This window comes from Paenibacillus sp. FSL H7-0716, assembly GCF_038002705.1.
Taxonomy (GTDB): domain Bacteria; phylum Bacillota; class Bacilli; order Paenibacillales; family Paenibacillaceae; genus Paenibacillus_AQ; species Paenibacillus_AQ odorifer.
The window spans coordinates 108,505-123,693 of the sequence record NZ_JBBODA010000018.1 but is presented as its reverse complement, the minus strand read 5'-3'; the positions used below and the strand labels follow the sequence as shown (position 1 = coordinate 123,693).

14 protein-coding genes are annotated in these 15,189 nt (G+C 35.5%); all 14 read right to left on the bottom strand.

Translation table 11 applies throughout. From position 1 onward, the window contains the following. Positions 1–76: 76 nt before the first annotated feature. The 14 genes from MHH60_RS21240 to MHH60_RS21175 all read right to left on the bottom strand — a co-directional run bounded on the left by MHH60_RS21240 (position 77) and on the right by MHH60_RS21175 (position 15,168). Positions 77–1,096 carry a glycosyltransferase family 2 protein gene (locus MHH60_RS21240; RefSeq protein WP_076137341.1) on the bottom strand — a complete coding sequence of 340 codons (1,020 nt, stop codon included), beginning with the start codon at positions 1,094–1,096 and terminating at the stop codon, positions 77–79. 118 nt (positions 1,097–1,214) lie between these two features. Continuing rightward, the gene (gene rfbD, locus MHH60_RS21235) at positions 1,215–2,078 is read right to left on the bottom strand and encodes a dTDP-4-dehydrorhamnose reductase (RefSeq protein ID WP_076137339.1); all 864 of its coding nucleotides are present in this window, start codon (positions 2,076–2,078) and stop codon (positions 1,215–1,217) included. 24 nt (positions 2,079–2,102) lie between these two features. Continuing rightward, positions 2,103–3,125 carry a dTDP-glucose 4,6-dehydratase gene (rfbB, locus tag MHH60_RS21230; protein WP_076137337.1) on the bottom strand — a complete coding sequence of 341 codons (1,023 nt, stop codon included), beginning with the start codon at positions 3,123–3,125 and terminating at the stop codon, positions 2,103–2,105. 54 nt (positions 3,126–3,179) lie between these two features. Beyond that, the gene (gene rfbC / locus MHH60_RS21225; protein WP_038573489.1) at positions 3,180–3,728 is read right to left on the bottom strand and encodes a dTDP-4-dehydrorhamnose 3,5-epimerase; all 549 of its coding nucleotides are present in this window, start codon (positions 3,726–3,728) and stop codon (positions 3,180–3,182) included. A gap of 20 nt (positions 3,729–3,748) precedes the next feature. Further along, on the bottom strand, positions 3,749–4,492 hold the full coding sequence (locus MHH60_RS21220) for a sugar phosphate nucleotidyltransferase (protein WP_076099639.1): 744 nt from the start codon (positions 4,490–4,492) through the stop codon (positions 3,749–3,751). A 14-nt stretch (positions 4,493–4,506) separates the two neighbouring features. Continuing rightward, positions 4,507–4,911 (bottom strand): GtrA family protein, encoded by a 405-nt coding sequence (locus MHH60_RS21215; RefSeq protein ID WP_076099640.1) that lies wholly within the window; start codon positions 4,909–4,911, stop codon positions 4,507–4,509. After that, positions 4,862–5,797, bottom strand: a complete 936-nt coding sequence (locus MHH60_RS21210) for a glycosyltransferase family 2 protein (RefSeq protein ID WP_076137335.1) — start codon at positions 5,795–5,797, stop codon at positions 4,862–4,864. Before MHH60_RS21210 ends, MHH60_RS21215 begins: the two co-directional genes overlap by 50 nt. After that, positions 5,778–6,875, bottom strand: coding sequence for a DegT/DnrJ/EryC1/StrS family aminotransferase (locus MHH60_RS21205; protein ID WP_076137333.1), 1,098 nt, complete (start codon positions 6,873–6,875; stop codon positions 5,778–5,780). The genes MHH60_RS21210 and MHH60_RS21205 overlap by 20 nt, the downstream gene beginning before the upstream one ends. Positions 6,876–6,899: 24 nt before the next feature. Further along, entirely contained in the window at positions 6,900–7,457 is a 558-nt protein-coding gene (locus MHH60_RS21200) for an acyltransferase (RefSeq protein WP_076137331.1), read from the bottom strand. After that, the gene (locus tag MHH60_RS21195; protein ID WP_076137329.1) at positions 7,454–7,873 is read right to left on the bottom strand and encodes a sugar 3,4-ketoisomerase; all 420 of its coding nucleotides are present in this window, start codon (positions 7,871–7,873) and stop codon (positions 7,454–7,456) included. The genes MHH60_RS21200 and MHH60_RS21195 overlap by 4 nt, the downstream gene beginning before the upstream one ends. A gap of 65 nt (positions 7,874–7,938) precedes the next feature. After that, on the bottom strand, positions 7,939–9,936 hold the full coding sequence (locus tag MHH60_RS21190) for a glucosyltransferase domain-containing protein (protein WP_179088932.1): 1,998 nt from the start codon (positions 9,934–9,936) through the stop codon (positions 7,939–7,941). A 131-nt stretch (positions 9,937–10,067) separates the two neighbouring features. Then, positions 10,068–12,338: a glycosyltransferase family 2 protein gene (locus MHH60_RS21185; protein ID WP_143766751.1), complete on the bottom strand. Its 2,271-nt coding sequence runs from the start codon at positions 12,336–12,338 to the stop codon at positions 10,068–10,070. A gap of 32 nt (positions 12,339–12,370) precedes the next feature. Continuing rightward, positions 12,371–13,948, bottom strand: a complete 1,578-nt coding sequence (locus tag MHH60_RS21180) for a methyltransferase domain-containing protein (RefSeq protein ID WP_076137325.1) — start codon at positions 13,946–13,948, stop codon at positions 12,371–12,373. Continuing rightward, positions 13,945–15,168: an ABC transporter ATP-binding protein gene (locus MHH60_RS21175; RefSeq protein ID WP_076137323.1), complete on the bottom strand. Its 1,224-nt coding sequence runs from the start codon at positions 15,166–15,168 to the stop codon at positions 13,945–13,947. Before MHH60_RS21175 ends, MHH60_RS21180 begins: the two co-directional genes overlap by 4 nt. Between the last annotated feature and the right edge of the window lie 21 nt (positions 15,169–15,189).

Genomic DNA, 15,189 nt, shown 5'->3' with positions numbered 1-15,189 from the left:
CCGACAATTATTATAACATAAAACCTCCCTGAGAGGAGGTGACCTTTCAGGGAGGTTTTACCAGATGTTGTTTGATTCACGTGTTCTTTCGCTCTTTTACGATGGTCTGTATATATTTTCGTTTCTTTTTTAACGCTGGGAGCTGAGTGAAAAAGGATTTCCACGCTACGATTAACTTTGGCTCTCTCAGAAGCATATAACCATGAGCGGCAATTTCATAGGGAAGAGATATCAAGATTGTTTTCAGCATAGTTCGAGCCGATTCATTCTTGTAGATCATTTTGTAGCGATTAATGTAAGATATTCGCCGGATGAACATTGGTTTGGTACTGCGGCCAGACGTTTTCCACCCACGTTCATGATACCCAATTGCCTCAGCATCATAATACCCTTGCCAGCCAAATAGCTGGGCTCTCCAAGCCACATCCACATCTTCCTTATATGCAAAAAAATCTGCATCAAAAAACTCCCCATCAACACTAACGTCTTCAATCATCCGCCGAGTATACATCGCCGCTGCCCCAGATACACCAAATACTGTCCCCGATTGTGTCCATAGTTCTGCTGGCTCCCCCGCACCGCGATCAAATGCACGACGTGTCTTGTTCATCCGAAGACCAGTGCTATCCACTAATTCGTGATCAGCCTTTAACAAAAGCTTTCCTGTGGCGCTACCGATTTGCGGGTTAGCCTCCATCCGTGCGATCAATCTGGAAATATAATCTGAGGCCAGCGTCAAATCTGGATTGTGGACAAGCACATAATCTGTTTCTGTAGCAGCTATAGCTTGGTTATGAGCTGGGGCGAAGCCTGTATTTTTTTGATTTTGGATAAGTAGCAGGCTCGTGGGCGCTTCCATGTTAGCTTGTGAATTGAACAGATCTAAATCCTCTAATGAATTACTTGAAAAAGCCCCTTTATCGATCGCGTTAAAAAATGTGTTCACTTTTTCTGCACAATCGTCCGAAGACGCATTGTCTACAACAACAATTTTCTCAATAGGATAATCCTGTGCCATTACTGCCTCTAAGCAATCTTTAATGTCATCCGTACTGTTGTAGGTGACGATATGTACACTAACTGTTTTGTTATTCATGAGTATCCTCGACTTTGTAATTTCTAATTAACTACCTGCTTCCTTCTTATTATAACGAAAGAACACAAAAAACTCCCGCATCGTTATAAACGATTTGGGAGTTTCAATTGGTGTTATTCTATTCTTTTAGCTCTAAGAGGAAATCTCTCAAGCCTTCACGCCAAGGCCGAATGTCCTCAAAACCATTCGTACGTATAGACAGATGCTCCATCACCGAATTCCGAGGACGTGGTGCAGGTCTCGGAAACTGTTCCGTGGCACACGGTTCAAGCGTAGCAGTGAATTTGAAACCCAAAATATCCTCGGCCTCTAAAAAGATCGCCTGTGTAAATTCAAACCAGGTACAAGAGTCGCTATTTGACGCATGGTATACACCATACTTCTCAGTTTGAACAAGCTCAAGCAAGAATCGAGCTAAATCGACTGTATAAGTAGGCGAACCTTTTTGGTCATCGACAACTTGAAGCATTGGCTTTTCTTGACCAAGCTTTAGCATTGTTTTGACAAAGTTATTCCCGTATTTGCCGTACACCCATGATGTTCGTACGATGAAATACTTAGAGGAGAGGGATTGAACGAGTACCTCACCCGCACGTTTCGATTTGCCGTATATACTCTTAGGGTCTGTATTATCATATTCATGGTAAGGCTGTGCTCCCATACCATCAAACACATAATCCGTGCTAATATACACCAGCTTGGCTCCAGCTTTTTCAGAAGCTAGCGCTACATTTCGGCTTCCAGTAGCATTAATTAAATAAGCTGCATCAATATTACTTTCTGCCGCATCTACTGCCGTATGAGCAGCACAGTGAATAACCGCATCCGGTCCAAAACCGCCAATAACTTGGATGCACTGATCCAGATCAGTAATATCCATCTCCTGACGATCGCAAGCCAACACTTCGTGACCTTGATGCTGGAGCAGTAAAACTACGTCCTGACCTAGTTGTCCGGCCGCACCTGTAACAAGTACCTTCATAGCTATTTTACCCCCGTATCAAAATTACAATGAGTCACCTAATCGATCACCATATTGCTGTTCAGCATATTTTTGGTATTCCCCAGATTGAATACGGGTCCACCACTCGCGGTTATTGAGATACCATTGGATAGTTTCTTTAATACCTGTTTCAAACGTATGTTTCGGCTTCCATCCCAGTTCATTCATAATCTTAGTTGGATCAATCCCATAACGGCGATCATGACCAGGACGGTCTTGAACATAAGCAATCAAAGAATCAGGCTTGCCTAGTTCCTGCAATACCGTGTTTACAATATGCACATTCGTACGTTCATTATTACCACCAATGTTGTAGACTTCGCCGTTCACACCCTTGTGAATAACCAGATCAATCGCGCTGCAATGATCCTCAACATACAACCAGTCGCGGATATTCATTCCATCGCCATAAACAGGCAACGCTTGATCAGCAAGTGCGCGGGAGATCATCAGCGGAATAAGCTTTTCCGGGAATTGGTACGGGCCATAATTGTTTGAGCAGCGGGTAATATTCACTGGCAGTCCAAACGTTTCGTGATATGCACGTACTAGCAAGTCTCCGCCTGCTTTGCTTGCTGAATATGGACTGTTAGGAGCCAAAGGAGTTTCTTCGGTGAATAATCCAATCGCACCCAGTGATCCATATACCTCATCCGTAGATACTTGAACAAACTTAGTGATACTGTATTTTTTCGCCGCATCCAAAAGTACTTGTGTTCCAAGTACATTCGTCTTCACAAACACTTCCGGCTCTAAAATACTCCGATCCACATGCGACTCCGCCGCGAAATTGACAACGACATCCACACCCTGGCTAATCAGTTCATCCATCGCAGTAACATCTGTAATGTCGGCCTTCACGAAAGTGTAATTAGGATTATTCTCAATTGCTTTCAGATTCTCTAGATTACCTGCATACGTCAATGCATCCACGTTGACGATCTGGTAATCAGGATGTTGTTGCAGCATGTATAATACAAAGTTGCTGCCGATAAATCCGGCTCCGCCAGTAACTAGCAGTTTCATTTATAGCCCACCTTTTGTTCTTTGAGATTATATTCAAGTTCTTGCTTACCACTGTTAATCAAAGTTTATTTCCGCATCTTTCAGTAATGGATGACGTTGATCCTTATCCGACAATATCGGACTAGAAGTCGGCCAATCAATACCTAAGGTTGGGTCATTCCATAATATGCCACGATCATTTTCAGGGGAATAATATTCGTCCACCTTATATAATACTTGGGTGTTAGGCACTAACGTACAAAAACCATGCGCGAAGCCTTTAGGCACCAGTAGCTGACGCTTATTATATTCGCTAAGAATTACTCCCACCCATTGCCCAAATGTTGGAGAAGTACGACGGATATCGACGATAACATCATAAATAGCACCGGATAAGACGCGAATTAATTTAGTTTGAGCTTTAGGGTTTAACTGGTAATGTAAGCCACGCAACACCCCAACCTCTGCAGAAAGAGATTGGTTATCTTGAATAAATTGATAGTTAACTCCGAGTTTATGCATTATTTCTTCGTTATAGCTTTCCATAAAAAAACCCCGGTTGTCGCCATGGACCACAGGTTCTAGTATACTAGCGCCTTGTAGTTGTAGAGGTGTAACTTTCATATTGCAAAACTCCTTCACATCTAAAGTTTCAGTTTTCCGAATTCTTCACCAAAGAGAAGGTCTTGAGCCAAGTTATGTGCTTTAGCTAATGAGGCATGTGTACCTGCATCCGTCCACCATCCCTGTAGAACATCAAATGTCAATTCTCCACGGTTGATATATGCATTGTTAACGTCTGTAATCTCTAATTCTCCACGTGCAGAAGGAGTAATCGTTTTGATAATATTAAACACTTCACTATCGAACATATAAATTCCTGTTACTGCATAGGTTGATTTAGGCATAGCTGGTTTCTCTTCAATAGAAACAATTTGATTTCCATTTAGTTCAGGTACACCAAAACGCTTAGGATCAGAAACTTCTTGTATTAAAATCTTCGCACCTGTCTTTTGCTCACGGAAATTGCGCACATACGGAGCAATATCATCAGCAAAAACATTATCGCCAAGAATAACAATCATTTGATCATCTCCGACAAATTGCTCCGCCAAGTCCAACGCCTGCGCAATTCCACCTGCTTCATCTTGTACTTTGTAAGTAAAGCAAACGCCCATTTCACGGCCACTACCTAATAGATTAACTACGTCGCCCATATGTTCTTTCCCCGTAACAATCAGTATGTCTGTTACATCCGCTTGCTTTAATTTATATACAGAATGAAAAATCATAGGGTATTTCCCTACAGGAAGAAGATGTTTATTTGTTACCTTTGTTAATGGATATAAGCGTGAGCCTGTACCACCTGCTAGGATTATGCCTTTCATTATATTTCCTCCATTCATTTACTTTTAATAATAAGCTTAGAAAGTGTGTAGGTAATTGGAATTGTCACTACAATAACTATTAAGGGTACGATTTGTTTCGATAAATTTAAATACTCTACTAAAACAAACAACATTAATAAATTAATTAAATACTGCACGAGATATACGACCGGAAATTTAAGAAACTTCCTGAATGTAACTTTTTCTTTAAATACAAAAATTGTATTTAAGTAATATGAAAGAAATATACCCGAGATATATGAGATTGTATAAGACATGGAATAACTCAGGACTTGAAGAAGGAGCAAATAAACCAAATATGTAAATAATGTATTTATTCCTCCACTAATGACAAATTTCAAAAATTGTTTATTCAAAAGTTTGGTCAACAACGTAGGATGGTCTTTCTCTACTTTCATCTAATATCCTCCAGAGATATTCACCTATAATCCCTAACATAATCATTATAATCCCTAATAAAAATGTAATTAGCGCTATAATTGTAGTCCATCCTTGTAACTCAATGAAACCAAAAACAGTACTAAATATAACAAAAACACCATATAAAAAACTCAAAAGAGCTGTAGCAAATCCAATGAATGACATGAAGCGAATAGGTGTGTATGAGAAACTTACAAATGAATCAACAAAAAGTTTTATTTTCTTAGAGAGTGTCCACCTAGATTTTCCTAGTTTTCTTTCTTGTCTTACATAAGGAATTTGTACTTGATCATGTCCAAGCCAATAAATAAGACTCATGACATTTGTATTCTTTTCTTGAATCTCTAACACTTCTTGTACAACCTGTTTATCAATTAATAAAAAATCAAATCCACCTTTTGGATATCCCTTTAATGCTAGTTTCTCTAATAAAAAATAATAGGTATTTGAAAACATCTTCTGAGAGAAAGATTCTTCTCGATCTGCTCTTGTTCCAAGTACAACTTTTTTTCCCATTCTCCAATGTTCTAACATTTCTTCAAACATTTCAGGAGGGTCTTGTAAATCAGCAGCTATAATACCAACACAATCACCAGTGGTATATTTTAAGCCCGCCTGTATAGCCGCCATCGAACCAAAGTTACGACTTAGTTTAATGACTTTAATACGGGGATCTTTTTCTTTAGCATCCATTAGTAAAGAAAATGAATTGTCTTTTGAACCATCATCTACAAATACAAACTCAAAATCACAATTCGGAATGATTTTCTCTAAGTTCTGTAATCGTGGGATAGTATGTGGAATGTTCAGCTCGTTATAATATATAGGTACAACAATCGATAATTTAATTCGGTTTATACTCATTTACAACCTCCACAATTCTTTTCACATCTTCCATATCCATCACAGGACTTATTGGAAGACTAAGAATTTCTGAATGGATTTTCTCAGAAATAGGGAAGGATAATTCATTCCATTCTTTATATGCTTCCTGTTTATGAGGTGGAATAGGGTAATGAATCATGGTCTGAATTCCATTAGTGTTCATATAATTAATAAAATGACTTCTTAATGGAGTTCTAACAACGAAGACATGCCACACATGTGATAACGGTCCTTCCTCAACATATGGTAATATTACATGTTCATTACAGATATTTTTCAAATAATAAGATGCTATATTTCTTCTACACATATTATCTTGATCCAAAAATTTCAATTTTTCACTTAGAATAGGTGCCTGAAATTCATCTAATCTACTATTATATCCTTTAAAGATATTTTCGTATTTCTTATGTGACCCATAATTTCTTAAAGCGCAAAGATCATTGTACAATTTCTCATCATTTGTCGTAATTGCTCCAGCATCCCCTAAGGCACCAAGATTCTTCCCCGGATAGAAACTAAATGCGGCGGCGTCTCCTAAATTCCCAACTCTTCGTTCAGCATACACAGCACCGTGTGCTTGAGCACAATCCTCTATTATCTTCAATCCATGTTTTTCTGCAATACTTTTAATTGGCTCCATATTGCATGCTTGACCATAAAGATGAACAACCAAAATCGCTTTTGTATTAGGAGTTATACTTTTTTCTATTTTGTCAGGGTCAATATTATACGTCAGCAAGTTAGGCTCTACTAGCACAGGTGTAGCTCCATTCGCAGATATAGATAATATAGATGCAATATAGGTATTCGAAGGCACAATAATTTCGTCTCCAGGACCAATATCATAAGCTCTAATTATTAATTCCAGAGCATCTAATCCATTAGCTACTCCCAGAGCATATTTGGTGCCACAATAATCAGCAAATTCCGATTCAAATGATTTAACTTCTTCACCCATTATATACCATCCAGAGTGTAGAACTTTGCGAACACTATTTAATATAGCTTCTTCATGACGCAGATTGATTTTCTTCAGATCGAGGAAAGGGATCATGTTTTGTTCACCTATTTCATTAATTTAGTGTTGCTCAACTATAACTTCATCTTCCAGTAAGTATTGTTTACTACAAGCAGAACATAACAATTCATTATTGAGTTTTTCTCCACAATTACAAATATATCCTTTGAATTTGGCTGGATTACCATACCATAACGTATTGTTTGGAATGTTTTTAGTCACTAAAGACCCTGCTCCAATCATAGCGTACCTACCAATTGTATTCCCTGCTATAATTGTTGCATTTGCACCTATTGAAACCCATTCCTCAAGCACAGTCTTCAAAAATTCAGTTGGGTACTGTTTGGAACGAGGTCTCAAATCATTAGTAAAAGTAACATTCGGACCAATAAAAACATTATCTTCTACTGTAACACCATCCCAAATATACACTCCTGATTTAACAGTAACATTATCCCCTAAGATTACATCATTTTCGATGAAAGTATGATCGTTAATATTACAGTTTGAACCAATCACCGCATTCGGTAAGATATGTGCAAACGCCCAAACTCGGGTGTTATGTCCAATTTTTTCCGATTCGACAATAGCCTGCGGATGTGTAAAGTAATGTTTCATTTCCCATACACCTCAATAAATTTGTCATAATCACGAATATAATCTGCCGAATCATATAAGTGGGAAGCGAGAACGAGTAATACGCAATCTGGAGAAAAATCATACATTTCATGCCAATCATTTGGTTCAAGTATAAGTATTTTAGTTGGTGAATCTAGAACCACGTCCGTCTTCCTTTTCGTGTTATCCAAATAAACTTTACAGCTCCCTGATACACTTATTAGAGCTTGTCTAGTTTTATAATGAGCGTGAAATCCTCGACGTATATCGGGTAAGGTTCCATAAATATAAAACACTCTCTTAATGTCAAACGGAATAGTATTTTGCCCTTCTATAACAGTTAGATATCCTCTTTCATCTCCAAGAGCACTGCTTTCTTTAATTGAACTTTCCTTCTCATTTCCATCCAATTTCATCTCGTATCTCCTCGTGATTTAATTCATAATATAGAAAACCAAATCCTACTAACTGATTATGCTAATCATTTATAAAAAGATATTTCCTTAATTTTAATAACTGATAAGGCAGGAGGATCTATTCGAAGAGATATAAGATTATTCATAAACTGTTGTCTTTCACAAATTATCTTGTTCATCCCTTTTTTTAATTTAATAATCCCACTATATTTTTCACTATAGGACTCATTTTCTTGAAGTAAAAATAATTGCATGTCACCTTCGACATTAGACTCTATGGTAAAGGATATATGTTCAAAAGAATCCTTTTCTAATTTTTCTGCAAGTGATATTGATATATAAGGATCAATATTCCCAGCCTTCAAAATATAACTATCACTTTCTGCATTTTCTATAACCAAGTCAGAAAAAAAATCAATATTATCCTTATCTAGCTTTACACTTTCAATTTTCTTATATTGAGACATAGATTTATTCTCATCATTTATTAAATTTAATCCGTATTTTTCAGGATTATCTGATAGATTAACGATTATTAAGTCATCGACTAATGCCACAGAACCTTTATATGGCCACGCAGGCATTAATTCAGCTAACTTAATCGCCTTCTCTCTTTCAATATCAGTTGGAATCTTATATTTGTACCCTAAAGAACTCATAAAATTACCTATTCTATCTTTATCCCCTCCATACCACTCAAAAAAGGAAAACCCTAAAATCTCTTGTTTGATAATATTTTCTCTTGGTAACTGTGCATGACTTCCCAAAAAAACAACAGGTTTAGAAGGCGTCTCTCCTAAATCAAGTTCTAGTATTCTAGTTCCGATTTGGTTAGCAATTTTTATATCATCTTGATATCTATTATAATCACTATAATATAGTTGGCTCATTGATTGAGACTGATAGATAGTTGTAGTAACAAAAACCAAAATAATCAGGTTACGTATAAGCCTCTTCTTAGTAAGCATGTAAAGTAAATACCAAATCGATGATACAAACAGAGCCAAAACAAAGCTAGTTCTTATTGGCATGGGTGATCCTAAGATTATAGACATTAAGAAAGGTGACGTTATGAATGCCACCAATAGAGCGGCTATTATCCATGCAGTAGTTGTTGTATTGTTATTCTTAAGAGCCCTGAATATAAAGAAAAGCAGAATCAAGACACTCAGAATGATGCTAGGCAGTATAATATTACTGCCAAAAATAACGTCACCAAGAATGAGTTTTTTAAAATTCTCTATTAGAGTTTCAACTACAATCACAGAGTTTGCTTTTCCCCAGAGGAAAAACCCATCCACATAATCTGACTTTGGTATAAACAAAGAAATGATAATATCTATTATTTTGTAGATAACCAAACTTAGAAATGCTACTAATATATATTTCAAAACCACTACTACAGTATCTTTTAGATTTACATTAATACTCGAGTTCTGTAAGTTAATCAAATGCATAATTGTAATTAAGATCACTGCACAAATAAACACTGGCATAAAAGCTTGATATATCGAAATCGCAAAGATAAGTAATAAAAGAGCAATTAACATATAGCTAATATTTTTCTTCATAATTGCCCATTTAGCAACTATTAATGAGGCCGCAGAAACCATTATCCATCCTATACCAAGCTCAAAACTCATTATAGAAAATCCTACGTTTTCGGAATGTGCAGGGAAGGTAAGAAACACCAACGCCAGCCCTAATCCTGGCCAATCCAATTTAGTAGATTTGTCCTTAGTGATGATGCAACTACTTAAAGCATAAGCCCATATTATACTGGTAAAGACTAGTCCAGTAACAGCCAATAAACTAGCTGTAATGGAATTACTTTGCCAATTATGAAATACAAGCTTTAATATTGATATTCCAAAACGCCCCTGAGAGCTCCAAATAGATACAGAAGCACCAAAATCTCTAAATAATGCGTTTTCCTCATCTAATGAAAGCGTAAATTGAGTTAAGGGAAAACCGTAAGCCCAAATCGCTACAAAAAATAAAAAAACATATAGAACTTTATTTACTTTTATATATGAATAAAACAAAGATAATTCTTCTTTCATTGTATTTACTGTATCCTTATAAAGCCTCATCCCTCTAACCCCTTTAAATTACCAAATAAAAAGAGCAATTCTCTTCTTTACCCATCCCGATCATCTTATAGCTTATAGAGCTACTTAGACCTATATTCTAACTAGATCTTCAACGAATAAGCCTTATCACTCTCTAATGAGAGATTTATATTATAGTAGGGATCAGCTTTAATATATCCAGGCCATTTTTCTAACATATACTCGATTTCTTGCATAAATCTTGCCTTTTTCTCAGCTGTATCTTCAGCGCCTCTAGTTTTTGATTCATGATGATATAAACTCACATTATTTAGGCAAACATTATAATACCCTTTATCAATTAATTTGAGGCAAAAGTCCACATCGTTAAATGCTACAGAAAGATCCTCTTCAAGCCCACCAACTTCATTAAACACTTCTTTTCTTACCATTAAACACGCCGCTGTTACCACTGAACTATTACGATTTGTTAATAACATACCAAAATACCCAGGGTCGAATTCATTACAAGTTCTAAAAGCGTGCCCAGCGACTCCACCTAACCCCATAATTACACCTGAATGCTGTATAGTTCGATCTGGGTAATATAGCTTGGCTCCAACTGCTCCAGTATTAGGTCGAAGGGTGTACCCCACCATTTCTTCTAACCAATTTGGACTTATAATTTCAATATCATTATTAAGCAGCAATATTAAAGAACCATTTGATGCTTGAACAGCGACATTATTAATCTTTGAGTAATTAAATGGAATGTCTAAAGGAATTATTTTAAGATTATCGTTTAAACGTTGTTCCCACTTTTCGAATACAGAAAATGTCTCTTCATCTTTACTCCCATTATCTACAATTATTATTTCGTAGTTGCTATAATTCGTTTTATTAACAATAGACTCTAAACAAAGATCTAGTATTCCACTTCCATCCTTTGTAGGGATAATTATCGAAACAAGAGGTTCTTCGCTTAAATTGTAATGAATTCGGTACATATTAGGATAACCATCAATTTCTTGTACTTTACCATCTATACCTCTTCTTTTAATTGTATCTTCTAAAGCCCTTACTCCTGCGTAGTGTGTATAATTCTTGGCACCTGATCCAGAAGCTGTAGATTCAGGAATCGATCTCCAATGATAGAGGATTTTCGGCAAGTGATGTATACGCTCAGTTAATTCAGTAAACCTTAATACAAGGTCGTAATCTTGACTGCCCTCATAACCTTTTCTAAATCCACCTATTTGATCTACGATTTCTTTCCGATATATACCTAAATGACATGTATACATATGAGAAAGAATCAGGTCAGGCGACCAGTCTGGTTTAAAATATGGGGAATGTCTCTCCCCATTAACTCCTATTTTATCTTCATCTGTATAAATCATATCAGCGTCAGGATATGTATTTAATAATTTCACTACCTCAAATAATGCCGTTGAAGCTAATTCATCATCATGATCTAATAATGCGATAAATTCTCCTGATGCTATTTGAAGAGCTGAGTTCGAGTTTTCCGAGATATGACCATTCGTCTTCCTAAACACCACTTTTATCCTTGCATCTTGCTCTTCATATTCTTTTAACACATTTTTAATATGCATTTTAGGTGAGGCATCATCTGAAATACACAATTCCCAATTTGTATAAATTTGACCTACTACTGAGTCAATACATTTTCTTAGCCATACTTCATCCACATTATAGACTGGAAGAATAACTGATATTAAAGGATTATAATTAAAATTCTTCATGCTTTCATTAGCTTCTTGATAAGCACTTGGTGTAACAGCATTTCGAGTAAGCCACACTTGATAACTATTATTAGTATCTAATTTATTTTCTTGTACAATCTTAATTTTTTGTTTTAAACCCGCTAACCCTTGGGCTTTATAAACAGTTAAAGCTTTGTGCAATAATATTTTGATTGTTTTTATATTAAGTCCACGTTGTTTTAAAATATTCAGAATTGATTTTAAAATCAGATAGTGTTTAATTGTTTTTTTAATCAATACCTTTTCCATTTTAAACTCAAATTCCCTATCACCTGGATCTAGTCTCAATTTTTTAACGCCAATGGGGATGTGAAAAATACTCTTATACTTACTTTCACCTGCAGAAATGGAGGCCAAATTCATACTTTTTTCTTCCGAAAACCCCGCACCATCATCCCAATATAGTTTAACTGGAATACTATCGCTGCACACTGAATTCCAAGATATGATGTTCCAGCCGCAATAAAACTTTCCTTCCAAAATAAATGCTGGATCTGTACCCAATGAAATCCATGTTCCATTTACTTTTTTTAAATCAGATACGGGAAGGGGGTGCAAGGTTGATCTAAAACCAAACACACCCGCTATTACTGTCAAAATTCGAATAACTATGTCTGTAATCTTCAATACAATCCTCCTAAGTGCGCTTCTTTTGTTAGTTATTTCCCCAATATTCTTCTCGTTTTAACCACTAACTTCCATGCTTTAGAGTTATAAATACTACTTAACTCTTGCTCCTTTTCTACTAATTGTTGGATCAACTCTTGTTTCTCGGTTTCTTTTACAATACTCCCTGCTCTTAAGTGCTCAATTTCAGCATTCAAATTTTCAATTACCCTGCCATTATCTGATAAATTACTTATAAAAATTTCCTTCGTCTTTAAATGATTTTCATTTTCTTCTTCCAAGATATATTTGTCATTAGTTAAATTATTTATATGCGCTTCTTTCATCTCTATTTGCTGCTTATATTCATTATTTATAGACATAATTTCATTTTCTTTACTAACTGACATACTCACATATTGATTGACAATCTCTGTTGTAGATAATTTCGATATATAGAATTCAATGCGCGCTATGTCCACTTCAGATTCAAAATTTAATATTATATTTGGATCATCTTTTTCAAACAAATAAACATTAGAAGTTTTAAAATCAAAACTACCTGACATTTGATATTTTATCTCAGTATCATTATTAGCCCCAATAAGTCTGAGATTATCGATTTTGTAAAAACCACAGTAGTCTGAAGGATCAATTCTAATACCTTTGATAACATCAAAATCACGAAGATCAACTTTAACAAACTTCATTAATTCTACATCATTTAATTGAAAACACTCACTATTTGACTCTGTAAACCCATCACCACAATCTATAAAGATCTGAACTTTATCCACAAAGGAATTTTCTTCCTCATTTTCACCTGTCATTGAGCATAGGTTATAAAATGTGCGTTCCATCATTTCTAATGTTTTCAATGTTTCTGCAGGAATTTCTGAAGATGTCTCAAATGATAAGTTTAGATTTCTTGCTTTTTCTAAAATAACAATTTTCCTATAGGAATCTTCCGTATAATCATGGTCAAATATATAAGAATTATAAAATCTATCAATTTCTTGGCGATAGACAGCCAATTCCGGATTCTTTGCGGCAAAAAAGTGAATCCCCATTAACTTTTCCCAAATACTTATTCTTCCATGTCCAATCATCATATATCTTATATTTTTTAATTCGAGATACTCTTTAAGAGAATCCTTATTAGGGAGTCCATTGTCCATATGTTCTTCTAACCATATGAAATTTTTTTTAAATAAACTCTTATAGACCGAGTTCACTCTAGATTCTGCATCTATCGATTGTTGTGAATGAAATGGTGCAGTTATAATACACACTTGCGAACTAACGCGGTATAACTCATCAATAAATTTATTTCTCTTTTCCACTGGAATATGTTCAAATACATCCAATGCAACAATTACATCATACTCATCATCTGGGAAATCCATATTTGTAGCATCGCCGAGAATATAACTCGGATCATGTTGTAGTTCTTCCGGTAGTTGAATATCTAAATAGGTTATCTTGTCTAAAGGCAAGAAATTTTCTAAATTACGATGTTCATTAGCCCCAACTTCAAGAATACGGAAACTTTCATCACCACATCGCATTTCATTAATAATTTTCCGAATATTATTATATCTTTGATATTGATCAAAGAGTGTGTTTTTCATTTTGACACTTCCCATCTATGGTTCATATATATTAGCCCTTCAGAAATATATTTATTTGTTATAATAAAGTCCACAATATTCTCTTTATAGTGTAGACATACTATTCCTTCATTATTGAATATTCCTACATCTATACAGAAAGTCCCACCAAGTAACGGCAAACTAGATATAATATATTTCACTCTATGTCTTCCTAATTTATTCGGAATATCAATTTTCTCTAAGTGTGTATTCGGTCCAAATATATACTCTCGATCTGGAGTATATATCGCTACACCCAATAATAAATCTTCTATGACATCTTCATAAACTTCATATTCAACTTCCACTACTAGCTCATCAAAAGTTTTAAAGTTATTCTTGTTTAGTTCCACTTTTGTAATTGAAGCTAATACATCGGGATTCGTCGGTCTAATAAAATCATCTTGTTGCACGACTGGAATTGGCTCATTATCATTGGTAATTGCAGTTTCCATAATATGCTCAGTATTGTATTTCATGAAATCTTCATATAGATCAGCAATTTCAGATGATTCTCCTGATGCTTGCACTATACCATCCTTAAGCCAAACTGCTTTATTGCAGAACCTCTTCACTTGCTCAGTTGCATGGGATACAAATAATATTGTTGTCCCCTTACTCTTCAACTCTTTCATTTTATCAATACACTTCGTTTGAAAACGTACATCCCCAACAGCAAGAGCCTCATCAACAATAAGTATATCTGGCTCTACATTAATAGAAACAGCAAAAGCCAACCTCGCAAACATACCGCTAGAGTAAATTTTTACAGGTTGCTCAATAAATTCTCCAATATCTGCAAATTCAATTATATCATTCATTTTGATGTCAATTTCTTCACGGCTAAAGCCCATCATCAGACCATTTAAGTACACATTCTCTTTGCCACTGTACTCTGGATTAAATCCAGCTCCTAACTCCAAAATTGCAGATATCTTACCCTTTACTTGTATAGACCCACTTGAAGGTGATAAGACTCCTGTTATCAACTTCAACAGCGTTGATTTACCCGATCCATTTTTACCTAGAATCCCGAGAGCATCTCCCTTCTCAACTTTAAATGAGATACCATTAAGAGCTTTGAATTCTTTGTGATACGTTCTATGAGATATGGAAAGAGCCTCTTTCAGGCGGTCTATGGGTTTATCGTATAATTTATAAGATTTTACAACATCTTGAATTTCGATTATCTCATTCAAAACTTTACTCCACCTTTACAA